General features: G+C 69.1%; 20 protein-coding genes. 10 read left to right on the top strand and 10 right to left on the bottom strand.

The features are described 5' to 3' along the window. Positions 1-336 precede the first annotated feature (336 nt). Complete coding sequence (locus tag ACI3KY_RS11870; protein WP_404930374.1) at positions 337-1,218, top strand: DUF559 domain-containing protein; 882 nt, start codon at positions 337-339, stop codon at positions 1,216-1,218. A gap of 114 nt (positions 1,219-1,332) precedes the next feature. Here the strand turns inward: ACI3KY_RS11870 and ACI3KY_RS11865 are convergent, their stop codons facing one another. The 9 genes from ACI3KY_RS11865 to ACI3KY_RS11825 all read right to left on the bottom strand — a co-directional run bounded on the left by ACI3KY_RS11865 (position 1,333) and on the right by ACI3KY_RS11825 (position 12,377). Beyond that, a complete protein-coding gene (locus ACI3KY_RS11865; RefSeq protein ID WP_404930373.1) occupies positions 1,333-2,448 on the bottom strand; it encodes an adenosine deaminase in 1,116 nt (371 codons plus the stop codon). Between the two features lie 93 nt (positions 2,449-2,541). Further along, positions 2,542-3,867 (bottom strand): thymidine phosphorylase, encoded by a 1,326-nt coding sequence (locus ACI3KY_RS11860; protein ID WP_404930372.1) that lies wholly within the window; start codon positions 3,865-3,867, stop codon positions 2,542-2,544. Then, on the bottom strand, positions 3,864-4,265 hold the full coding sequence (locus tag ACI3KY_RS11855; RefSeq protein WP_194414163.1) for a cytidine deaminase: 402 nt from the start codon (positions 4,263-4,265) through the stop codon (positions 3,864-3,866). Before ACI3KY_RS11855 ends, ACI3KY_RS11860 begins: the two co-directional genes overlap by 4 nt. Before the next feature lie 166 nt (positions 4,266-4,431). Beyond that, a complete protein-coding gene (locus ACI3KY_RS11850) occupies positions 4,432-5,718 on the bottom strand; it encodes an ABC transporter permease (RefSeq protein WP_404930371.1) in 1,287 nt (428 codons plus the stop codon). After that, entirely contained in the window at positions 5,715-7,025 is a 1,311-nt protein-coding gene (locus ACI3KY_RS11845) for an ABC transporter permease (RefSeq protein WP_404930370.1), read from the bottom strand. The genes ACI3KY_RS11850 and ACI3KY_RS11845 overlap by 4 nt, the downstream gene beginning before the upstream one ends. Next, positions 7,022-8,536 (bottom strand): ABC transporter ATP-binding protein, encoded by a 1,515-nt coding sequence (locus ACI3KY_RS11840; protein WP_404930369.1) that lies wholly within the window; start codon positions 8,534-8,536, stop codon positions 7,022-7,024. The genes ACI3KY_RS11845 and ACI3KY_RS11840 overlap by 4 nt, the downstream gene beginning before the upstream one ends. A 138-nt stretch (positions 8,537-8,674) precedes the next feature. Beyond that, on the bottom strand, positions 8,675-9,793 hold the full coding sequence (locus tag ACI3KY_RS11835; protein WP_404930368.1) for a BMP family protein: 1,119 nt from the start codon (positions 9,791-9,793) through the stop codon (positions 8,675-8,677). A gap of 231 nt (positions 9,794-10,024) precedes the next feature. Then, entirely contained in the window at positions 10,025-11,140 is a 1,116-nt protein-coding gene (locus ACI3KY_RS11830) for a mannose-1-phosphate guanylyltransferase (RefSeq protein WP_404930367.1), read from the bottom strand. 73 nt (positions 11,141-11,213) lie between these two features. After that, positions 11,214-12,377: an endo-1,4-beta-xylanase gene (locus ACI3KY_RS11825; protein ID WP_404930366.1), complete on the bottom strand. Its 1,164-nt coding sequence runs from the start codon at positions 12,375-12,377 to the stop codon at positions 11,214-11,216. A gap of 324 nt (positions 12,378-12,701) precedes the next feature. Here ACI3KY_RS11825 and sdhC point away from each other — a divergent pair, with 324 nt between their 5' ends. The 7 genes from sdhC (at position 12,702) to trpS (ending at position 19,579) form a co-directional block, all read left to right on the top strand. Beyond that, positions 12,702-13,133 carry a succinate dehydrogenase, cytochrome b556 subunit gene (gene sdhC / locus ACI3KY_RS11820; RefSeq protein WP_163620584.1) on the top strand — a complete coding sequence of 144 codons (432 nt, stop codon included), beginning with the start codon at positions 12,702-12,704 and terminating at the stop codon, positions 13,131-13,133. Continuing rightward, a complete protein-coding gene (locus tag ACI3KY_RS11815; protein WP_404930365.1) occupies positions 13,133-13,582 on the top strand; it encodes a succinate dehydrogenase hydrophobic membrane anchor subunit in 450 nt (149 codons plus the stop codon). The genes sdhC and ACI3KY_RS11815 overlap by 1 nt, the downstream gene beginning before the upstream one ends. A gap of 44 nt (positions 13,583-13,626) precedes the next feature. Further along, positions 13,627-15,468 (top strand): succinate dehydrogenase flavoprotein subunit, encoded by a 1,842-nt coding sequence (gene sdhA, locus ACI3KY_RS11810; RefSeq protein WP_404930364.1) that lies wholly within the window; start codon positions 13,627-13,629, stop codon positions 15,466-15,468. Then, positions 15,468-16,256: a succinate dehydrogenase iron-sulfur subunit gene (locus tag ACI3KY_RS11805; RefSeq protein WP_404930363.1), complete on the top strand. Its 789-nt coding sequence runs from the start codon at positions 15,468-15,470 to the stop codon at positions 16,254-16,256. The genes sdhA and ACI3KY_RS11805 overlap by 1 nt, the downstream gene beginning before the upstream one ends. A gap of 75 nt (positions 16,257-16,331) precedes the next feature. Continuing rightward, on the top strand, positions 16,332-17,597 hold the full coding sequence (locus tag ACI3KY_RS11800) for a YihY/virulence factor BrkB family protein (RefSeq protein ID WP_404930362.1): 1,266 nt from the start codon (positions 16,332-16,334) through the stop codon (positions 17,595-17,597). Between the two features lie 30 nt (positions 17,598-17,627). Then, positions 17,628-18,494, top strand: coding sequence for an exodeoxyribonuclease III (locus ACI3KY_RS11795; protein ID WP_404930361.1), 867 nt, complete (start codon positions 17,628-17,630; stop codon positions 18,492-18,494). A 77-nt stretch (positions 18,495-18,571) separates the two neighbouring features. Further along, complete coding sequence (gene trpS, locus ACI3KY_RS11790; RefSeq protein ID WP_404930360.1) at positions 18,572-19,579, top strand: tryptophan--tRNA ligase; 1,008 nt, start codon at positions 18,572-18,574, stop codon at positions 19,577-19,579. 202 nt (positions 19,580-19,781) lie between these two features. On the opposite strand, the gene ACI3KY_RS11785 is transcribed toward trpS, so the two are convergent. After that, positions 19,782-20,627 (bottom strand): endonuclease domain-containing protein, encoded by an 846-nt coding sequence (locus tag ACI3KY_RS11785; protein WP_404930359.1) that lies wholly within the window; start codon positions 20,625-20,627, stop codon positions 19,782-19,784. Between the two features lie 342 nt (positions 20,628-20,969). Between ACI3KY_RS11785 and ACI3KY_RS11780 the strand changes: the two genes are divergently transcribed. Both ACI3KY_RS11780 and ACI3KY_RS11775 read left to right on the top strand, forming a co-directional pair. Beyond that, positions 20,970-21,533, top strand: a complete 564-nt coding sequence (locus ACI3KY_RS11780) for a GNAT family N-acetyltransferase (protein ID WP_404930358.1) — start codon at positions 20,970-20,972, stop codon at positions 21,531-21,533. Positions 21,534-21,584: 51 nt separating this feature from the next. Further along, entirely contained in the window at positions 21,585-22,445 is an 861-nt protein-coding gene (locus tag ACI3KY_RS11775) for an Fpg/Nei family DNA glycosylase (protein WP_404930357.1), read from the top strand. Positions 22,446-22,448 lie beyond the last annotated feature (3 nt).

Raw genomic sequence — 22,448 nt, 5'->3', positions numbered from 1 at the left:
CCTCAATATCTACGCGAGGGGTGGCCTCACCGCCGCGGTCGGCCATGAAGTTGTCTCCTTTGAGGAGTTGGTGACCCGCAACCCGGCGCAGGTCGGGCCGTAATGCTCGCGGCGCTGATTGGTGAGTCGAGGAGCCCGGGCCTCACGCCGGCAGCACCAACTCCTCAGGACCGGGCGACGTTCAGCGGCAGTCCCCCAGCGACATTGCAAACGGTTATCGATCCTGAGGACTTGTGGCTCCTCCACAGCAGAGGAGGCGGTGACGAATCGCCCACTTCCGCACAGAGGCGCCAAGAGGGCGGCCGGCCGGCAACGCCGGACGACAGGGTGAAGCGCATGTTCGAACTCGCAGAGCGCTCGCTCGCCAGCGGCATATCGCCGACATTCCTCAGCCGCGACGAGCTCCTGCGAATGGGTCTGACGCGGACTCGCCTCGCCCGTGCACTGGCCGACGGACGGATCGTTCGAGCACGCAAGGGACGGTACATCCGCAGCGATCTGCACCCCGATCTCGTAGCCGCTGCGAGGCTCGGCGGGCGGCTCGACTGCGTCTCGTTGTTGAGCCACCTCGGCGTCTTCGTCCTTACTGCCCCTGCACTTCATCTGCAGGTCGATGTCGGCGCCAGCCGGCTTCCTTCTCGACCACCCGGAGTCACTTGTCATTGGCGAGTATCCCGGGTACCGCGCGAATCGCTGGTTGCGGATCTCGTCGAAGGGCTGGCGCAGGCGGTGCGATGTCAGGGCCCGCGCGAGGCCCTCGCCACGCTGGACAGCGCATGGCACTGCCGGCTGGTCGGTGAAGACGAGCTTGCGCTTGTCTTCGGGAGGCTTCCACGCAGGTACCAGGCGCTGAGAACACTGCTCGATCCTCGAAGCGAATCGGGTTCCGAAAGCCTCATGCGACTGATCCTGCGCACGCTCGACTGCCAGGTCGAGCTGCAGGTCCGGATCAGCGGTGTCGGCAGGGTGGACTTCGTCGTCGACGGCTGGCTCATCGTCGAATGCGACAGCGAAGAGCACCACTCGGGCTGGGCGGCGCAGAAGCACGACCGGCGGAGGGACCTGGCGGCGGCAAGGCTCGGCTACACGACGGTCCGCATCATCGCTGAGGACATCTTCCACCACCGCGACGAGGTGCGTGCGGCGCTCCAGGACGCACTCCGACACGGGCCGCGCCGCCGCACAGCGCGCAGCAACTCCTCAAACAAGGTGAGATGAGCTCGTTGTGGACCCGAGGGTGCGCCCACCGCACCAGAACTGAGGAGTTGTTGCGGCCGTGCCGTGGAGAGCGGATGCCGCGGGCCGCGGCATCCGCTCTTCAGAGGCTGCGGGCTACGCGTTGAAGCCGTCGGCGATGAGGTCGATGAGCTCCTCGCGCTCCTCGACCGGGAGAAACGCGCCGGCGGCGGCGTTGAGCTGGAACGCCTCGAGGTCGTCGAGGCCGTACTCGAACGTCTCGGCGAGCAGCGCGAGCTCGCGCGTCAGCGAAGTGCGACTCATGGTGCGGTTGTCGACGTTCACGGTCACCGCGAATCCCAGCTGGTACAGCAGATCGAACGGGTGGTCCTCGATCGTGGTGCCCCAGCGCTCGATGGCGCCGGTCTGCAGGTTCGACGACGGCGAGAGCTCGAGCGGGATCTCGCGGTCGCGCACCCAGCGGGCGAGGTCGCCGAACTGCACGAGCACCTCTTCGCCGGCACGCGAGACGACCTCGAGGTCTTCGGCGATGCGCACGCCGTGCCCCAGCCGCAGGGCGCGGCCGTCGATGAGCGCCGACCTGATGGAGTCGAGCCCGGCGGCCTCTCCGGCGTGGACCGTCGCGGGGAAGAACTCCGACGCGAGGTAGTCGAAGGCGTCGCGGTGGTTCGAGGCGGGGAAGCCGTCCTCGGGGCCCGCGATGTCGAACCCGACCGCCCCCCGATTGCGCCACTCGACGGCGAGACGGGCGATCTCGAGGGACCGGTCGGTGTGACGCATCGCGGTGATGAGCTGACCGACCCGGATGTCGCGGCCACCGCGCTCGGCGGCGTCCTCGCCCTCCTCGATGCCCTCCTGCACGGCGGCGACGACCTCGTCGAGCGACAGCCCGCGCGTCAGGTGCTGCTCGGGCGCCCACCGCACCTCCCCGTAGATCACGCCGTCGGCCGCGAGGTCCTCGACGAACTCCCGCGCGACGCGCGTGAGGCCCTCGCGGGTCTGCATGACGCCGATCGTGAGGTCGAACGTCTTCAGGTACTCCACGAGGGAGCCCGAGTCGCTCTTCTCGGCGAACCAGTCCGCGAGGTCGTCCGGGTCGGACTCCGGCAGCTCGAGCCCGATCGCGTCGGCGAGCTCGACGATCGTCGCCGGCCGCACGCCGCCGTCGAGGTGGTCGTGCAGCGACACCTTGGGGAGGCTCCGGAGCGACAGACCGTCGAGAATGGCGTCGCCGTGCTGGTCGATGGGCATGGATTTCTCCTCGGTTGCGATCGCGAGTGGGGGGTGAAGGACGGATGCCGCGACCCGGCGCCGCACCGGATCCCGGCGCGGGACTGACCCAGCCTAGGCGGTGATGCGTTCCAGGACGAGTGGCGCGGCAGCCGGCGCCTCCGCGCCGATCCGCCAGGCACCCTGGACCGCCTCGAGGGCGCGTTCGAAGCGCGAGTCATCCTCGCCGAGGAGGGTGAACAGCGGTTGACCGACGGCTACCTGATCGCCGGGCTTGACGTGAAGATCGATGCCGGCGGCATGCAGCACCGGGTCCTCGGCACGCGCGCGGCCGGCGCCGAGGCGCCATGCCGCGATGCCGAACGGCAGCGCCTCCATGCCGGTGACGTAGCCGGCCTCGGTGGCGATGACGGTGTGGGTCTCGTACGGAGCCGGGAGGGCGGCATCCGGATCGCCGTCCTGCGCGCGGATCATGGCGCGCCAGGCGTCCATCGCGCGGCCGTCCCGGAGGGCCGCCTCGACGTCCGCGTCGGGCTGCCCCGTGAGCGCGAGCATCTCGCGCGCGAGCGCGACCGTGAGTTCGACGACATCGGCGGGACCGCCGCCGGCGAGTACCTCGACCGACTCGCGCACCTCGTTCGCGTTGCCGATCGCGAGGCCGAGGGGTGTGTTCATGTCGGTGAGCAGCGCGGTCGTCGCCACACCCGAGTCGGTGCCGAGCGCCACCATGGTGCGGGCGAGCTCCCGCGCGCGGTCGACGTCGCGCATGAACGCCCCCGAGCCGAACTTCACGTCGAGCACGAGCGAGTCGGTGCCCTCGGCGATCTTCTTCGACATGATGCTGGACGCGATGAGCGGGATCGCCTCCACGGTGCCGGTGACGTCGCGCAGCGCGTACAGCTTCTTGTCGGCGGGTGCGAGTCCCGAGCCGGCGGCGCAGATGACCGCGCCGACCTCGCGCAGCTGCGCGAACATCTCGTCGTTCGACAGCGCCGCACGCCAGCCCGGAATCGACTCGAGCTTGTCGAGCGTGCCGCCGGTGTGCCCGAGCCCGCGGCCGGAGAGCTGCGGCACCGCGACGCCGAACGAGGCGACCAGCGGGGCGAGCGGCAGCGTGATCTTGTCGCCGACGCCGCCGGTCGAGTGCTTGTCGACCGTCGGCTTGCCGAGGCCGGCGAAGCTCATGCGCTCCCCCGACGCGATCATCGCGTCGGTCATGACCCGGATCTCGTCGCGCGTCATGCCGTTCAGCAGCACCGCCATCGCGAACGCCGCCATCTGCGAATCGGCGACATAGCCGCGGGTGTACGCGTCGACCATCCAGCGGAGGGCGGGGTCGGGGACCGCGCCGCCATCGCGCTTGGACCGGATGACGTCGACCGCATCGAACGGCTCCACCGCGTGCGGTTCGACAGGCTGACCGACCGCAGGGCCGGTCATCGTGCCGCCTCCTCGAGGTCGCGGGGGCCGAACGCGTCCGGCAGCACCTCGTCGATGGTCCGGATGCCCGACACGGTCTCGAGCAGCATGCCCGGGATCGCGAACTCGTAGAGCAGCTGCCGGCAGCGACCGCACGGCATGATCGTGTCGCCATGGCCGTTGACGCAGACGAAGGCCACGAGACCGCCGCCGCCCGACATCTGCAGCTCACTGACGAGGCCGCACTCGGCGCACAGGCCGACGCCGTACGACGCGTTCTCGACGTTGCAGCCCGTGACGATGCGCCCGTCGGTCACGAGCGCGGCCGCGCCCACCTTGTAGCGGGAGTACGGCGCGTACGCACGCTCCATGGCGTCGGTCGCGGCGGCGCGCAGCTCGTCCCAGTCGATATCGGTCACTTCAGGACTCCGTTCAGGGTGAGGAAAAGCGTCACAGGGGTCCCCCTGACGTTCCGCCGAGCCCGTCGGAGCATCCGACCGACCGTCCCGGTATCCGGAGGGTCGGCGGCGGGTCCGGATGCCTCGGCTCGGCATCCGCCGCTCGTCACGGTATCGGCGGGCACGGTCACCCCTTGATGTAGGGCTTGCCCGCGGCGGCGGGCCCGCGTATCTGCCCGGCGAAGCCGGCCACGGCGAGGATCGTCACGAGGTACGGCAACATCAGCATGAACTCGCTCGGAATGGGCGTCTTCAGCACGGTGAGCAGGTTCTGCAGGTTCGTGACGAAGCCGAACATCAGCGCCGCGAGGGTGGCACGGATCGGATCCCAGCGCCCGAAGATGACGGCGGCGAGTGCGATGAAGCCGAGGCCGGCGGTCATCTCCTTGCCGAACTGCGGCACCGACACCAGCGTGAAGTAGGCGCCTCCGATTCCGGCGACGGCGCCGGCGAGGGAGACGTTCCAGAACCGCGAAGTGTTCACGCGGATGCCGACGGTGTCTGCAGCCTGGGGATGCTCGCCGACGGCCCGGAGCCGCAGACCCCACCGCGTGCGGTACAGCGCCCACGCGACCAGTGCGACCGTGAAGAACATCAGGTAGACGATGAACGTCTGGTTGAACAGCACCGGTCCGATGATGGGGATGTCGCTGAGCAGCGGGATCTTGATGCGGGTGAACCGCACCGGGTTGTTGAGCAGGGACTCGTTCGGTGCGAGCAGCGCGCCGTAGAGGAAGCCGGTGAGGCCTGTCACCAGCACGTTGAGCACCACGCCGACGATGACCTGCTCGACCAGGTACTTGATCGCGAATGCGGCGAGGACGAACGCGACCAGAACGCCGCCGATCATGGCCCCGATCAGGCCGACGAACGGGTTGTGCGTGATGCTGGAGAGCACCGCCGCGGTGAAGGCGCCGAGCAGCAGCTGTCCTTCGATGGCGACGTTGACGACGCCGACCCGTTCACCGATCACACCGCCCAACGCGCCGAACACGAGCGGCACGGACAGCGAGACGGCGCCGACGAGGAGACTCGAGACCGGCACGAGGCCGCCCGCACCCGCCCAGACGAGGAACGCGAACACCGCGAGCACCCCGAAGACGATGATCAGCCACAGCGCGGGCGAGCGGTAGGACCACGTGTCCCAGAGCGCCCAGGCGGTGAGCAGCACGAGGATTCCGAGAAGGATCCAGCACGTCGCCGCAGTGGGCAGCACGACGTCGGGCAGGGCGAACGCGGAATCGCGGCCGCCGAGGCGGAAGGTGCTCACGCCGTCGCGCGGCACGAAGAGGAAGAGCGCCGCGAGCAGCAGGACGACCGCGCCCAGGACGATAGCCGTCTTGAAATGACGCTCGCGGACGGTGACGAGCTGGATCGTCCCGTCGGCCGATGCGGTGGGTGCCAGTGCGCTCATGCTGCCACCGCCTTCTTCGCAGCCTTGGCTCTCGCCTTGGCGGCCTTCTCGGCATCCGTCTTCGGGAGGAAGAAGATCGTCCGCAGCAGCGGCGGCGCCGCGATGAACAGCACGATCAGCGACTGCACGACGAGCACGATGTCGACGGGGATGCCCTGCGCCTGCATCGAGAACGACCCTGCTTTCAGCATGCCGAACAGGATGCCGGCGGCGAAGGTGCCCCACGCCCGGCTGCGGCCGAGCAGGGCAACGGTGATGGCGTCGAAGCCGATGCCGGCGTCGATGGTGGCGGTGAACCCGGTCGTCACCGAACCCTGGATCTGGTTCATCGCGGCGAGGCCGGCGAGGCCGCCGGCGAACAGCATCGCGTAGATGTAGATGCGCTGGACGCTGATGCCGGCGGCGCGGGCGGCGTGCGGGTTCTCCCCCACTGCTCGCATGCGCAGGCCCAGGCTCGAGCGCTCGATGATCCACCACACGAGCAGCGTCGCCAGGATGACGATGACGAACCCCCAGTCGAGCGAGGGGAAGTCCGGGCCGAACAGCTCGGGGAAGCGCGCCGACTCGGGCGTGGCCGCACTGATGGGCTGGTTCGTGCCCTCCTTCTGCAGCAGGCCCGGGGTGCGGATCATCCACAGCAGCAGGTAGTACGCCACGTAGTTGAACATGATCGTGAGGATGACCTCATGCGCACCGGTGTACGCCTTGAGCACACCGACGAGGCCGCCCCAGAGCGCCCCGCCCACGATCCCCGCGAGGAGCGTCGCGGGCAGATGGAGCCACATCGGCAGATCGATGTGGAAGGTGAACAGCGCCGCGAACACCGCACCCATGAGCATCTGACCGCGTGCGCCGATGTTGAACAGCCCGACCCGGAACGCCAGGGCGACACCGAGACCCGCGGCGATGAGCGGCGCGGCGAAACCGAGCGCGTTCGTCAGCGGTTTGATCTGCGCAGCGAAGTCGGCTCCGCGGGCGTTGAAGACGGCACCGCGGAAGAGCGCCTCATACCCGCCGTAGACCGCCGACCAGGCGGCGACGAACGTGTCCCCCGGACGGGCGAAGAAGTAGACGGACGCCTGCTGGACCTCCTCGTCGGTGAGCGCGATCAGGATGCCGCCGACGAGCATGGCGAGAACGATCGCGAGGATCGTCGTGACGATGCTTCCGCGCATCAGCTCTTTGATGAAGGTGTTGGCCTTCGGCGGTGCCGGCGGCTCCTGCCCGGTGAGGGGCCCCGACATGCGGGGAAGCTGCTGGTCTCCGGGACGCGCGACGTCGGCGGCGCCGGGTGTCGTACCGCTCATGCCGAGACCTCCGCATCCGTCGCGCCGGCCATCATGAGTCCGAGCACCTCGCGGGACGTGTCGCCGGGCACGACACCGACGATGGTGCCGCGGTACATCACCGCGATGCGGTCGGCGAGGGCGGCGACCTCATCGAGCTCGGTCGAGACGACGACGACGGGGATGCCGGCATCCCGCGTCTCGACGATCCGCTTGTGGATGAACTCGATGGATCCGACGTCGACGCCGCGCGTGGGCTGAGCGGCGACGAGAAGGCGCAGCTCGCGGCTCATCTCCCGCGCGATCACGACCTTCTGCTGGTTGCCGCCCGACAGCGCGCCGGCGGGCGTCGCCGGACCCTGCGTGCGGATGTCGTATTCGGCGATCCGGTCCTTCGCGAACTGCTCGACCGCCTGCCGGCGGATGGTTCCGGCCCGCACGAACTGGGCGTCGATCGAGCGGTCGAGGATCAGGTTCTCGGCGACGGTGAAGTTTCCCACCAGTCCGTCCTCGGTGCGGTCTTCGGGCACGAAGCCCACACCCGCGTCGAGGATCGCCCGGACGCTCTTGCCGACGAGCTCGACGCCGTCGAGCTGGATCGATCCCTCGACGCGCGAGGCCAGCCCCACGATCGCCTCGACCAGCTCGGTCTGCCCATTGCCCTGTACGCCGGCGACGGCGAGGATCTCGCCGGGATGCACCTCGAACGCGACATCGTCGACGACGACGGCGCCGGTCGCGGTCAACACGCGCAAGTCCTTCACGACGAGTCCGCCCTCACCGGGGCGCGGGGCGTCCTTGTGCACGGTCAGCTCGACGGCGCGGCCGACCATGAGGGAGGCGAGCTCGGCGTTGGTGGCGGTCGGCGAGGCCTGGCCGACGACCTTCCCGAGGCGGATCACGGTGATCTCGTCGGCGACCTCGCGCACCTCGCGGAGCTTGTGGGTGATGAAGACGATCGACGTGCCCTCGTCGCGGAGCTGGCGCATGATCGCCATCAGCTCGTCGGTCTCCTGGGGGGTGAGCACCGCGGTGGGCTCGTCGAAGACCAGCACCTTGGCGTCCCGCGAGAGCGCCTTGATGATCTCCACGCGCTGCTGCACGCCGACCGGCAGGTCGCCGACGATGGCGTCCGGGTCGATCGCGAAGCCGAAGCGGTCGGCCACCTCGCGCACGTGACGGCGGGCGGCGCCCAGGTCGAGCACGCCGGGGCCCCTCGTGGTCTCGTGCCCGAGCATGACGTTCTCGGCGACGGTGAAGACGGGGATGAGCATGAAGTGCTGGTGCACCATGCCGATGCCGGCCGCCATGGCGTCGCCCGGTCCGCGGAAGTGCTGCACGACGTCGTCGAGGAGGATCTCCCCCTCGTCCGCCTGATACAGGCCGTAGAGGACGTTCATGAGCGTCGACTTCCCCGCGCCGTTCTCACCGAGAAGCGCGTGGACGCGCCCCGGCTCCACGAGGAGATCGATGTGGTCGTTCGCGACGAGACTGCCGAATCTCTTCGTGATCCCGCGAAGCTCGAGCTTCATATCTGCACCCTATAGATTCGTTCGGCCGCGGCGCTATGCGCCGGGCGGGTGCGGGGCCTGGCGCCCTGCACAGCTCGCCGGCACGTGTCGGGGCGGACAGCGGATGCCCGCTGCCCGCCCCGATCGTGCCGCACGGGATTACGGGGAGTTCGGCGACTCCACCACGATGTCACCCGAGATGATCTGCTCCTGGAGCGCGGTGAGCTCGTCGAGCAGTCCGTCGGGCAGCTGCGACTCGAAGTCGTGGAAGCTGGACAGCTTGACGCCCTCGTTCTCGAGGGTGCCGATGTAGGGCTCCGGGTCGAAGTCACCCGACGCTGCGGCGATCGTCGCGTCGTAGACGGCGACGTCGATCGCCTTCATGATCGAGACGAGCGTCAGGTCGGCGACGTCGGGGTCGGCGACCGCGAGGTCGGAGTCGACACCCAGCATCACGGTGCCGGTGCCACCGTCGGTGATGGCGGCCGCGGCGCTCTGGTAGATCGGTCCGCCGACCGGCAGGATCACGTCGACGCCCTGGTCGAGCACGCCCTGTGCGGTCTGCTTGGCGGTGTCGTTGGCGTCGAAGCCGCCGGTGAACGAACCGGTCTGAGCCTCGGAGTCCCACCCGAAGACCTGGACGTCGGCGCCCTTGTCCTCGTTGTACTTCTCGACACCGAGCTGGTAGCCGTCCATGAACACGGCGACCGACGGGATCTGCATGCCGCCGAAGGTGCCGACCTTGTTCACGCCGCTCTGTGCGGACCACGCCGCCGCGGCGTAGCCGCCGAGGTAGGCGGCCTCTGCGGTGTTGAAGACGAGGGGCTTGATGTTCGGGGCGTCGGTGGTGCCGTCGAAGTCGGTGTCGGCGTAGTCGTCGATGATCGCGTAGTTCACGTCGGGGTTCGCGAGCGCGGACTCGACGGTCGCCGCCGACAGGTTGAAGCCCACCGAGATGATGAGCGTGCAGCCCTCGGCGACCGCGGTCTCCATGTTCGGCGCGTAGTCGTTCTCGGAGGTCGACTCCAGTTCGAGCGGCTCGATGCCGAGCTCCTCGGCGGCGCGGTCCATGCCCTCCTTGGCGGACTGGTTGAACGACTTGTCGTTCCAGCCACCGGCGTCGGAGACGAGGCACGCCTGGAAGCCGTCGACGACGTCGGCGGCGCCGGCACTGTCGCTCGGGCTCGCCTCGGGCGCGGAGCCGCAGCCCGCGAGGGCCAGCAGAATGCCCGCGGCGGCTGTGACGCCTACGAGCTTCTTGGTGCGTGAGATGGTCAACTCAGCCTCCACTACATTGCCCCGCGTCCTTCACGGGGACTGCACAAAGTTACCCACTGTGTCGGTGCGGTTGCATACTCCACAGCCCGCTGTTCGCGAAAGGTTACAAAGACGCAATATGCGGTGCGATGAGAAGACCATGAGGAAAACGGATGCCGCGGCCGGCGGCTGGGCCTGCGCGCCCGGGGCTCCGCTCGGCGCGGAGCGATGACTGGCGAGGCGTGGGGACCGTCACAGCACCTCGCCGCGCCCGCTGAGCTTGAGCGCGTCGACGACGCCCTTCACGCGCTGGGCGTGCTCGCTCGTCGTGACGAGCAGCGCATCCTCGGTGTCGACGACGACGATGTCACGCACGCCGATCACGCTGATGACCCGCCGCGTCTGGCTGACCACGATGCCGCTGGCGGCGTCCGACAGCACGCGGGCGTTCTCGCCCAGGATCGCGAGGTCGTTCTTGCGGCCGTGCGAGTTGAGTTTGGCGAGGCTCGCGAAGTCGCCGACGTCGTCCCAGTCGAAGTGACCGGGGATGACCGCGAGGCGGCCCTTCGCGGCGGCAGGCTCGGCGACCGCATAGTCGATGGCGATCTTCTTGAGACTCGGCCACACCCGGTCGACGACCGGTCCACGCTCGTCGCGGTCGTCCCACGCCTCGGCGAGGTCCATGAGTCCCGCGTACAGCTGCGGCTCGTTCTCGGCGATCTCGCCGAGCAGCACATCCGCACGGGAGATGAACATGCCGGCGTTCCAGAGATAGTTCCGGTCGGCGAAGTACTCCTTCGCCGTCTCCAGGTCGGGCTTCTCGACGAAACTGCCGACGAGAGCCGCCTCGGGCGCGCCGTCGATCGAGAGGGCGTCGGTCTTCCTGATGTAGCCGAAGCCGACGGACGGCTCGGACGGCTGGATGCCGATGGTGCAGATATAGCCCTCGCGCGCCGTGGCGACGGCCTGGTTCACCGCCCAGTCGAAGAGCTGCGGCACGCGGATCACGTGGTCGGCCGCGAACGAGCCGATGATGACGTCGGGCTCACGGCGCGACAGGATCGCTGCGGCGAGACCGATCGCCGCCGTCGAGTCACGGGGCTCCGACTCGAGCACGACATTCTTGTCGGCGATGCCGGGCAGCTCCCGCTCCACCGCCGCGCGGTGCGCACGGCCCGTCACGACGGCGATCCGGTCGGGGCCGGCGAGCGGCTCGAGCCGGTCCCACGTGTCGCGCAGCAGGGTGCGCCCCGAGCCGGTGAGGTCGTGGAGGAATTTCGGCGCATCGGCGCGGGACAGCGGCCACAGCCGGCTCCCGATGCCGCCGGCGGGGATCACGGCGTAGAAGTCGTCGATGGGTCCTGGCATGCCACCGAGGCTACCGCGACGCCCGCGTGCGTGACGGCGGCCGGGCGTCCGGCCGGCCGCCGTCACGCTCCGCTCAGCCCCGCCGCGGAGAGGTGCCGGGCGTGGCGTCGCGCAGCGACTCCAGCATCGCTGTGAACGCCGGCTTGGGCGTGTAGTCGTCCTCGAAGATCGTCGCCCAGCCCTCACCGGGGAACACGTCGGGAACCCAGGAGTTCGCGTCCGGGAAGCCCCACACCGTGAAGGACGAGCAGGCGGTCACGTTCAGGCAGGCCTCGAGCATCGCGTCGTAGCGCTCCGCCTGGACGGTGACCTGCTCGGGCGTCGGGCCGGTCTCGCCGGGCTGCAGGGGGATGCGGACATCCGCCTCGGTCACCGCCACATGCAGTCCGAGCGCCGCGAAGCGCTCGAAGTTCGCCTGGATCGAGGTGTCGAAGCCGTACAGCAGGCTGAGGTGGCCCTGGGCGCCGAAGCCCCCGAGCGGCACGCCGTCGGCCAGCATGCGCTGCGCGAGCGCATAGTAGGCATCGGTCTTCTCGTTGATGCCCTCCGCGTTGTAGTCGTTGAGGAACAGCACCGCCTCGGGGTCGGCCTCGTGCGCCCAGCGGAACGCGTCCTCCAGGAGCGCGATGGGGTCGGTGGCGCAGGCCTTGAGGAACGGGTTCGCCCCCGTGCGCAGCCGCACACCGCCGTTGTCCCACGTGTCCTGGAAGATCTCGTTGGCGACGTCCCACTCGTAGATCCGGCCCTTGAAGTGACCGACCACGGTGCGGATGTGGTCCTCGAGCACGGCACGCGCCTGGTCGCACGTCCACGTCTGGCTCGCCGCCGTGACCCACGCCGGGTTCTGGCTGTGCCACAGCAGCGTGTGGCCGCGCACCTGCTGGTGGTTCGCCTGGGCGAAGGCGACCAGCGCGTCGGCCGACGCGAAGTCATAGACATCCGGAGCCGGGTGCACGGACTCCCATTTCATGTCGTTCTCGGGCGTCAGCGACGAGAACTGCGCACTGAGCACCTGCTGGTACTCCGTGGGGGCGTGGCGGTCGTACTGCACGAGGTCGCGCTGCCCCCACACGGCGCTGCCGATGGCGAGGTCGCGCGGCGCCTGCGTCCGCAGGGCGTCCTTGTCGGCGTGGCTGTAGCCGGGCGGCTCGGCGTTCGCCGCGGTCGCGCCCCAGAGCGGCAGCACGAGGGCGGCGGCGGCTGTGGCCGCCAGAAGTGATCGGACAGATCGGCGCATGGGGAAACTCCTGACATCGTTGTCGGTGATATGCGGGGCGTGAGCCACGCATATGTTTTTGCGTGCAACAAACGCTAGGCCGCGCTTTCACGCAGGGCAAAAGGTTTCGGGGCGTTTTCCACGTCGTTGCCGTAGGCCCGGAGATCTCTCGACGTCGAGATAAGTTAGGCCGCCCTAATCCCCCAGCCGCGCGCGACGGGAATAGGATGGTCGCAGCGCCCGCGTGACGCCGACGGCCCGCAGCACACCGCTTCGGGCCCACTTCGGGGGACGCCTCGCCGTCAGAGGCCAGCCCCACCGTGTTTCGATCCAAGGAGGACGGCCGTGTCTGCACCAGCACGCGTCACACCGTCGGTATCCGAGACCACCTCCCGAGTCCCCCGCGGCACGCTGTACCGCGGGAACGAAGGAATGTGGTCGTGGGTGCTGCACCGCATCACCGGCGTCGCGATCTTCTTCTTCCTGCTGGTCCACATCCTCGACACCGCGCTCATCCGGGTCTCGCCCGAGGCGTACGACGCGGTGATCGGCACGTACAAGAACTGGGTGATGGCCCTCGGCGAGGTCGCCCTCGTCGGCGCGATCGCGTACCACGCCTACAACGGGCTGCGCATCATCCTCGTCGACTTCTGGTCGTGGGCCACGCGCCACCAGCGTCAGCTGTGGTGGGGCGTCCTCGGACTGTGGGTCGTGACGATGCTGGGCTTCGCGCCGCGCCACCTCATGCTCGCCTTCGCTCCGGGAGGAGGCCACTGATGACCACCATCGCCGACCCCCGCGCCCCGCACGCCCCCGCACGGCGGAAGGGTCCCAACCTCGAGAAGTGGGGCTGGATCTACATGCGCGCCTCGGGCGTGCTGCTCGTGGTCCTCATCTTCGGCCACCTGTTCGTGAACCTGATGCTCGGCGAGGGCATCCACGGGATCGACTTCGCCTTCGTCGCCGGCAAGTTCGCCTCGCCGTTCTGGCAGTGGTGGGACGTCCTGATGCTCTGGCTCGCACTGATCCACGGCGCCAACGGCATGCGCACGATCGTGAACGACTACGTGACGCACCCGACCACCCGCCGAGTGCTGGTGTGGGCGCTGTGGCTCGCCGCGGCGTTCCTCATCGTCCTCGGAACCCTCGTGGTCTTCACCTTCGACCCGTGCCTCGGCTTCGATGCCGACACCGCGTCCGACGTCATCGTCAGCATCTGCGCATAGCGTTCGGGCGTTTCCCCGAGCATCGACCACCGAAAGCATCCAGCGTGAGCACTGAGACCCCTGCCGGCACCGAGAGCATTGCAAGCTACGTCAAGGACGGCGTGCACTACCACCAGTTCGACATCGTCATCGTGGGCGCCGGCGGCGCCGGCATGCGGGCGGCCATCGAAGCCGGGCCGGGTGCACGGACGGCCGTCATCTCGAAGCTGTACCCCACGCGTTCGCACACCGGTGCGGCGCAGGGCGGCATGGCGGCGGCGCTCGCCAACGTCGAAGAGGACTCGTGGGAGTGGCACACCTTCGACACCGTCAAGGGCGGCGACTACCTCGTCGACCAGGATGCCGCCGAGATCCTCGCCAAGGAGGCCATCGACGCGGTCATCGACCTCGAGAACATGGGCCTGCCGTTCAACCGCACGCCCGAGGGCAAGATCGACCAGCGCCGCTTCGGCGGCCACACCGCCGACCACGGCAAGACGCCGGTGCGCCGCGCCTGCTACGCGGCAGACCGCACCGGCCATATGATCCTGCAGACGCTGTTCCAGAACTGCGTCAAGCTCGGCATCAACTTCTTCAACGAGTTCTACGTGCTCGACCTCATCACCGTGGGCGAGGGCAAGGACAAGCAGATCGCGGGCGTCGTCGCCTACGAGCTCGCCACCGGCGAGCTGCACGTCTTCCAGTCGAAGGCCGTCATCTTCGCCACCGGCGGCTTCGGCAAGATCTTCAAGACCACCTCGAACGCGCACACCCTCACCGGCGACGGAGTGGGCATCATCTGGCGCAAGGGCCTGCCGCTGGAAGACATGGAGTTCTTCCAGTTCCACCCCACCGGACTGGCGGGGCTCGGCATCCTGCTCACCGAAGGTGCACGCGGCGAGGGCGCGATCCTCCGCAACGTGAGCGGAGAGCGGTTCATGGAGCGGTACGCCCCCACCATCAAGGACCTCGCGCCGCGCGACATCGTCAGCCGCTGCATGGTGCAGGAGGTCGCCGAGGGCCGGGGCGCCGGTCCGCACCGCGACTACGTGCTCCTGGACTGCACCCACCTGGGCGCCGAGGTGCTCGAGACGAAGCTGCCCGACATCACCGAGTTCGCCCGCACGTACCTCGGCGTCGACCCCGTCGTCGAGCCCGTGCCGGTGATGCCCACCGCGCACTACGCGATGGGCGGCATCCCGACCAACAACGACGCGCAGGTGCTGAGCGACAACACCACGGTGGTGCCCGGCCTCTACGCCGCCGGCGAGTGCGCGTGCGTCTCGGTGCACGGATCCAACCGCCTCGGCACCAACTCGCTGCTCGACATCAACGTGTTCGGCAAGCGCGCCGGGCGCAACGCCGTGGAGTACGTCAAGACCGCCGACTTCGTGCCCCTCCCCGAGGATCCCGCCGCCGAGGTGCGCGGCCTCATCGAGGGCCTGCGCAACAACCAGGGCACGGAGCGCATCGCCGTGCTGCGCAAGACGCTGCAGGACGAGATGGACCGCAAGGCCCAGGTGTTCCGCACCGACGAGTCGCTCGGCGAGGTGCTCGACGTCATCGAGGAGCTGCGCGAGCGCTTCAAGAACGTGCACGTCGACGACAAGGGCAAGCGCTACAACACCGACCTGCTGGAGGCCGTCGAGCTCGGCTTCCTCCTCGACATCGCCGAGGTCGTCGTCGTGACCGCTCGCAACCGCAAGGAGAGCCGCGGCGGCCACATGCGCGACGACTTCCCGCACCGCGACGACGAGCAGTACATGCAGCACACGATGGCGTACCTGTCGGGGGATGCCGGCTCCTCGCACTCCGAGGACCACATCCGCCTCGACTGGAAGCCCGTCGTCTTCACGAAGAACGAGGCCGGCGAGTTGCGCTACCCGCCGTTGGAGAGGAAGTACTGATGTCGACGCTGGCCGCAGTAGACACGCCTGCCGACGCCGCCACCGAGGTCGAGACCACGGGCGACACCGGCATCCAGTCGTTCCTGGTGACCTTCATCATCCGCCGGTTCAACCCGGAGGTCGACGAAGAGCCGCGCTGGGTCGACTACGACGTCGAGCTGTACTCGACCGACCGCGTGCTGGACGCCCTGCACAAGATCAAGTGGGAGGTCGACGGGTCGCTGACCTTCCGCCGCTCCTGCGCGCACGGCATCTGCGGCTCCGACGCGATGCGCATCAACGGCCGCAACCGGCTCGCGTGCAAGACCCTCATCAAGGATCTCGACATCTCGCAGCCCATCTACGTCGAGGCGATCAAGGGCCTTCCCCTCGAGAAGGACCTCGTCGTCGACATGGAGCCGTTCTTCGCGTCGTACCGCGAAGTGCAGCCGTTCCTCATCGCGAACTCGAAGCCCGAGCCGGGCAAGGAGCGCATCCAGTCGATCGTCGACCGCGAGGTCTTCGACGACACCACGAAGTGCATCCTGTGCGCCGCGTGCACCTCGTCGTGCCCGGTCTTCTGGACCGACGGGCAGTACTTCGGCCCGGCTGCGATCGTCAACGCGCACCGCTTCATCTTCGACTCGCGCGACGACGCCGGCGACGTCCGCCTCGACATCCTCAACGACAAGGAAGGCGTGTGGCGCTGCCGCACCACCTTCAACTGCACCGAGGCGTGCCCGCGTGGCATCGAGGTGACGAAGGCGATCGCCGAGGTCAAGCAGGCCGTCCTTCGCGGACGCGCCTAGCACTTCTCCCCCGTTGGCGAACGGATGCCGCGACGCGGCGGGATGCGGCATCCCTCAGTCGATACTCTGGCTTCCGTGAGCCAACGGGACGATGCGCGCAGACAGGATCGCGCGCGGGCGCAGGAGCACGACGAGGCTCGCGATCAGGCTGATGCCGCGCAGCGTGAGGAGGAGTCCCTCAGGGCTCGCTGGGAGGCGACGCAGGAGAACCTGCGCGAGCGCTTCGACCAGCCCATCAGCAGAGCGACCGCGCTGACCCAGCGCACGATGGCGTGGTTCCCGGTGCGGGTGTGGCGCCATTTCCTCCAGCACAACGGCTTCCTCCTGGCCGCGGGAGTCAGCTACCAGGCGCTGTTCGCGACCTTCGCGGGGATCTACGTCGCCTTCGCGATCGCGGGGCTCTGGCTCGGCGGCAGTGAGGACGCGATCGAGGGGCTCATCAACCTCATCAACCTCTACATCCCCGGTCTGATCAGCGACGACGGGCTGTTCACCCAGCAGCAGGTGACCGAGGTGGCGACCAGCAACGCCGGCGTCCTCGGCGTCACGGGCATCATCGCCCTCGGCACACTGATCTGGACGGCCATCGGGTTCGTGACCTTCAGCCGCCGTGCGGTGCGCGACATCTTCGGGCTGCCGCCGGATCTGCGCAGCTACTTCTATCTGAAGGCGCGGGATCTCGTCGGCGCAGGGCTGTTCGCGCTTGCCCTGGTGGTCGGCTTCGCAGCGCAGACGCTCGGCACCTGGGCGCTGAGGTGGGTGTTCGGCGTCCTCGGGTGGGAGAACGCGTCGGGCTGGGTCGGGGCGACCACGAGCATCGGAACCGTGGCCATCTCCTTCGTCATCTTCAGCGCCGCGCTCGGAGGGCTCATCCGCTTCCTCACCGGGACGAAACTGCCGTGGCGGCGGATCTGGCCCGGCGCGCTCCTCGGCGGCGGCGCCATCACCGTGCTGCAGCTGTTCACGGGCTGGCTGTTCGTCTACACGCCCACGAACGCCCTGCTGGCGACGTTCGCGATCTTCGTCGGCCTCCTGCTGTGGTTCCGCATCATCGGCATCATCATGCTGGTGGCTGCGGCGTGGATCGCCGTCTCCGCGAAGGACCAGGAGATCCCCCTGCTGCCGCAGACCGAGGCCGAGCGTCTCGCCGCCGAGCACGCCGCCCTGCTCGTGGCGGCGCGAGTCCGGCTGCGCACGGCCCAGGGGGCGCGCGACACGGCTCCCTGGTACCGGCAGTGGGCGGCCGACCGCGCGGTACGGGAAGCAGAGCAGGAGCTCGCCCAGGTCGAAGCCGCTGCCCCGCCCGCTTCGACCAAGAAGCCGGGCAGCCTGTTCGAATAAGTGTCGGCGGCGGCGGATAGTCTTGCCGTCGTGTCTCGCCGTGTTCGCATCGCCTCTGTCAACGTCAACGGAATCCGTGCCGCCACCCGCAAGGGCATGAACGACTGGCTCGATGCCGCCGACATCGACGTGCTGGCTCTGCAGGAGGTGCGGGCGACCGAAGAGGAGCTGCGCGCGGCGCTCCCCGGCTGGGAGATCGTCAACGACGAGGCGCTGTCCAAGGGCCGTGCCGGCGTGGCCGTGGCCAGCCGCATCCCCTCCATCGAGGTGCGGCGCGTTCTCGGACCGGCCGCGGACGACGCCGCGGAGGTGCTCGACAGCGCCGGCCGCTGGATCGAGGCGGACTTCGACATCGACGGCGAGCGGCTCATCGTGGTGAGCGCGTATGTGCACACCGGTGAGGCCGAGACGCCCAAGCAGGACGCGAAATGGGCGTTCCTGGACGCCATGGAGAAGCGGATGCCGCAGCTCAAGGCCGCATCGCCGCTGGCCCTCGTGATGGGCGACCTGAACGTCGGCCACCGCGAGCTCGACATCCGCAACTGGAAGGGCAACGTCAAGAAGGCCGGGTTCCTCCCCCGGGAGCGTGCGTACTTCGACCGCTTCTTCGGCGAGGAGGGCGCGGAGGTCACCGGCACCGACGGCTCTCACGGCACCGGCCTCGGCTGGGTCGACATCGGACGCCGCTTCCACGGCGACGTCGACGGCCCGTACACCTGGTGGTCGATGCGCGGCCGCGCGTTCGACAACGACGCCGGATGGCGGATCGACTACCACCTCGCGACGCCCGAGCTCGGCGCCCGGGTCGTCGACTATCGCGTCGTGCGCGCGCCCTCCTGGGACACGCGCTGGAGCGACCACTCCCCCGTCGTCGCCGACTACACGATCGGGCACTGAGCCCCTCGACCCGGCGCGCCTGCTCGACGGGTGCCGGCGCGGCGCAGGCCGCGGCATCCGCTTTATAGACTTGCCGGATGAGCAAACCGCGCCTGTACTCCGGCATGCAGCCCTCCGCCGACTCGCTCCAGATCGGCAACTACATCGGGGCGCTCATGCAGTGGCGCGATCTGCAGGAGTCCTACGAGGCGTTCTTCTCGGTCGTGGACCTGCACGCGATGACCGTCGCGCAGGATCCGGAGCATCTGCGAGAGAAGACGCGCCGCACCGCCGCGCAGTACATCGCGGCGGGAATCGAGCCCTCCCGGTCGACGCTCTACGTGCAGTCGCACGTGCCGGCGCACGCCGAGCTCGCGTGGATCCTCTCGACGATCACGGGCTTCGGCGAGGCCGGCCGCATGACGCAGTTCAAGGACAAGTCGCAGCGCTACGGCTCGGAGGCGACGTCGGTCGGACTCTTCACCTATCCGGTGCTGATGGCAGCCGACATCCTGCTGTACCAGACCGATATCGTGCCGGTCGGTGACGACCAGAAGCAGCACGTCGAGCTCACCCGCGACCTCGCGGAGCGCTTCAACAGCCGTTTCGGTCAGACCTTCACGGTGCCGATGCCGGTCATCCAGCAGGAGACCGCCCGCATCTACGACCTCCAGAACCCGACGTCGAAGATGTCGAAGTCGTCGGAGTCCGACGCCGGCACCCTGTGGATGCTCGACGATCCGGCGGTGTCGGCGAAGAAGGTCATGCGCGCCGTCACCGACTCGGAAGGGTCGGTGCGGTACGACCGCGAGGCCAAGCCCGGAGTGTCGAACCTGCTCGTGATCTACGCGGCCCTCACAGGCCGGCAGATCCCGGCGATCGAGGACGAGTACGCCGGTCGCGGCTACGGCGACTTCAAGAAGGGCCTCGCCGAGGTCGTCGTGAACGAGTTCGGCCCGGTGCGCGAGCGGGCGCTCGAGCTGCTCGACGATCCCGCCGAGCTCGACCGCGTCCTCGCCGCGAACGCCGCGAGGGCCGAGTCCGTCGCCGGCCGCACTCTCGACGACGTGTACGACAGGGTCGGCCTCCTGCGCCGCTCCCGCTGAACCCGGACGGATGCCGCGGCCCCGCGCCGCGGCATCCGTCCTGTCTCCCCCGCTCCGGGTCCCCTGTGTGCGCGACCGCGCCACTGGTTTCGAGGCGGCCGGCGTACCGTTCTCAGGACCGCCGGCGCATCGGCGTCGGGAGCGGCCGATGATTCCGCGGATACGACGGCGCGGGGCGGGGTCGATCCTGAGAACGGTACGCTCACACCGCACGACGGGAGAGAATCAGCCCGCGCAGCGCGGCGAACACCTCGTCCGGGCGATACATGATCGCGGCTGCCGTCACGCGGAACGTGCAGTAGCCGAGGCCGGCGAGTGCCAGGTCGCGCTCGCGGTCCCGGACCTGGGCCGCCCAATCGGCGTGGAACTCCTTGCTGTCGCACTCGACAACGAGCCAGCCGTCCAGCACCAGGTCGACCCGCCCCACACCGTCGAACGACACCTGTAGGCGCACCTCGCATCCGAGCCGCCGCGCCATCAGGCGGATCAGCGACTCGGGACCCGACTCGGCCCGCCCATCGACGAAGGTGCCCAGCACCTGGAACCGCGCGGGAAGTCGCGCGAACACCTCCGCCAACTGCCACATCGTGATCAGTCCGAGGTGCACGGCGCTGTCGAGGGTCGCGACTGCTGCGCGCGGCGGCTGACACAGAATCGCGTGGACCAACGCGTCGACGACGCCGACGGCACACGCCGATTGCGGCACTTCCGGCATCTCCGTCCAGTGCAGTCTCACGGCCCCCGCACGGATGGCTGCCGCCGGCCTCTGACGGTCGTCGGGGGCGCGAAGCCTGCCTGCCCCCGGCGCGACCTGGACATGAAGCTGATGGTTTCGGAGGACGAATACGCCCAGCAGCGCCAAGAGCGACAGGCACGTCAGCCGTCCACCGACCCGCACAGCACGCACGACGAGGTCATCGACATCCGGCGTGAGGTAGCGATCCCGGCGTACGTGGATGAGCTCGCCGGTGCGAATCGCCGCCTGGATCGACCGACGGGTGTGACCCTGCGCCAGCAGTGTGGCGCGGGTCTGGTGGTGCACATTCATGGTGGCGAGCCTGGGTGAGCGGACGAACGGCGCCGCTCGTTCCCGCGAGATTCGTGGATGACTTGCCCGACGAACCCGGTGTGGAGGAGACGCCGCCGCTGCGTTCTCCGGCCGCCGTTGGGGTGCGGAGCGTCCCGCGTGTGGAGTCATCCCGGGCGCCCGGGCCCGTTCGAAGACCGGCGGCCGTACCGTTCTCAGGAACGTCGGCGGGTGCAGCCTGCACAGTCCGCGTGTTTCCGCGGTTGTGAGCGATGCCGGGGCCGGCCGATCCTGAGAACGGTACAGGTCGGCCGGCGGGGACGCCGCCCAGACCGGCGGGGCGAATGACCATAAGGTGGGCGGGTGGAACCCACGATTATCCGCACCGGCCGGCTGGAGCTGTCGCTGCCGGTGGAGGCCGATGTCGACGCCATCTACGAGGCGTGCCAGGACGCCGAGACGCAGCGATACACGACCGTCCCTTCACCCTACGAGCGGACGCACGCCGAGGAGTTCGTGCCCCGGACCGCCGCCGACTGGGAGAGTGGCGCGCACGTCACGTGGGCGATGCGCGAAGGACCGGTGCTCGCCGGCATGATCGGGCTCTACCGCCTCGACGGGCGCGGCGCGGGCGAGCTCGGCTACTGGGTGTCGCCCTGGTCGCGGCGGCGCGGGCTGCTCACCGAGGCCGCGCGGGCCGTCCTCGATTGGGGCTTCGCCGCCGACGGGCTGGGCCTGCACCGCATCGAGTGGCGCGCGGTCGTCGGCAACGTCGGCTCCGCGCGCGCCGCTCGCACCCTGGGCTTCCGTTACGAAGGCACGCTGCGCCAGGCGCTCGTCGGCGCGCAGGGGCGCGACGACGGCTGGATCGCCGGCCTGCTCAGCTCGGACGACCGGATTCCTCAGGCCTGGCCTGTGCTCGACTGACACCCGGTCCGGACCGGCCCGCGTGTCGCCGCTGCGTGGCAGGATGAGCGCATGCCCGAGATGCCCGAGGTGCAGGGACTCGTCGACTTCCTCCGCGAGCGGCTCACCGGCGTGCGCATCACGCGCGCCACGGTCGCCAACATCGCGGCGCTGAAGACGTACGACCCGCCGATCGAGTCGCTGGCGGATGCCGAGATCACCGGCGCCACCCGCCACGGCAAGTTCGTCGACCTGTCGACGACCGGACCGCACCTGGTGTTCCACCTCGCGAAGGCCGGGTGGCTGCGCTGGTACGACGAGCTGCCGAAGACCGTCATCCGGCCGGGCAAGACGCCGATCGCGCTGCGGGTGGCCCTGTCGGACGGCGCCGGATTCGACCTCACCGAGGCGGGTACCAAGAAGTCGCTCGCGGTATACGTCGTGCGCGATCCCGCCGACGTTCCCGGCATCGCTCGACTCGGCCCCGACCCGCTCGATCCGTCGTTCACACGCGACACCCTCGCGGGCCTGCTGGAGGGGCGACGCACCCAGATCAAGGGCGTCCTGCGCGACCAGGCGACGATCGCCGGGGTCGGCAACGCCTACTCGGACGAGATCCTGCATGCGGCGAAGATGTCGCCGTACGCCCTCGCCACCTCGCTCACCGACGACGATGTGGCCCGACTCTTCGACGCGATGACCGAGACCTTGACGGATGCCGTCGCCGAGGCATCCGGCAAACCACCGGCCGAGCTCAAGGACGCCAAACGTCGCGGCATGCAGGTGCACGGGCGTCGCGGTGAGAAGTGCCCGGTCTGCGGGGACGAGGTGCGCAGCGTGTTTTTCGCCGACAACTCGCTCGAGTACTGCCCGACCTGTCAGACGGGCGGCAAGATCCTCGCCGACCGACGCTTGTCGCGCCTGCTGAAGTAGGGC

The organism is Microbacterium sp. ZW T2_14, assembly GCF_044987405.1.
Lineage (GTDB): Bacteria > Actinomycetota > Actinomycetes > Actinomycetales > Microbacteriaceae > Microbacterium.
The sequence above is the reverse complement of the archived record's forward strand: the minus strand, read 5'-3'. Positions and strand labels throughout refer to the sequence as shown.

What these genes read in the sequence shown, in the direction of transcription:
- ACI3KY_RS11870 (WP_404930374.1), top strand. Translation starts at nt 337, where the DNA reads ATGTTCGAACTCGCAGAGCGCTCGCTCGCCAGCGGCATATCGCCGACA.
- ACI3KY_RS11865 (WP_404930373.1), bottom strand. Translation starts at nt 2,448, where the DNA reads ATGCCCATCGACCAGCACGGCGACGCCATTCTCGACGGTCTGTCGCTC.
- ACI3KY_RS11860 (WP_404930372.1), bottom strand. Translation starts at nt 3,867, where the DNA reads ATGACCGGCCCTGCGGTCGGTCAGCCTGTCGAACCGCACGCGGTGGAG.
- ACI3KY_RS11850 (WP_404930371.1), bottom strand. Translation starts at nt 5,718, where the DNA reads ATGAGCGCACTGGCACCCACCGCATCGGCCGACGGGACGATCCAGCTC.
- ACI3KY_RS11845 (WP_404930370.1), bottom strand. Translation starts at nt 7,025, where the DNA reads ATGAGCGGTACGACACCCGGCGCCGCCGACGTCGCGCGTCCCGGAGAC.
- ACI3KY_RS11840 (WP_404930369.1), bottom strand. Translation starts at nt 8,536, where the DNA reads ATGAAGCTCGAGCTTCGCGGGATCACGAAGAGATTCGGCAGTCTCGTC.
- ACI3KY_RS11830 (WP_404930367.1), bottom strand. Translation starts at nt 11,140, where the DNA reads ATGCCAGGACCCATCGACGACTTCTACGCCGTGATCCCCGCCGGCGGC.
- ACI3KY_RS11825 (WP_404930366.1), bottom strand. Translation starts at nt 12,377, where the DNA reads ATGCGCCGATCTGTCCGATCACTTCTGGCGGCCACAGCCGCCGCCGCC.
- ACI3KY_RS11815 (WP_404930365.1), top strand. Translation starts at nt 13,133, where the DNA reads ATGACCACCATCGCCGACCCCCGCGCCCCGCACGCCCCCGCACGGCGG.
- ACI3KY_RS11805 (WP_404930363.1), top strand. Translation starts at nt 15,468, where the DNA reads ATGTCGACGCTGGCCGCAGTAGACACGCCTGCCGACGCCGCCACCGAG.
- trpS (WP_404930360.1), top strand. Translation starts at nt 18,572, where the DNA reads ATGAGCAAACCGCGCCTGTACTCCGGCATGCAGCCCTCCGCCGACTCG.
- ACI3KY_RS11785 (WP_404930359.1), bottom strand. Translation starts at nt 20,627, where the DNA reads ATGAATGTGCACCACCAGACCCGCGCCACACTGCTGGCGCAGGGTCAC.
- ACI3KY_RS11775 (WP_404930357.1), top strand. Translation starts at nt 21,585, where the DNA reads ATGCCCGAGATGCCCGAGGTGCAGGGACTCGTCGACTTCCTCCGCGAG.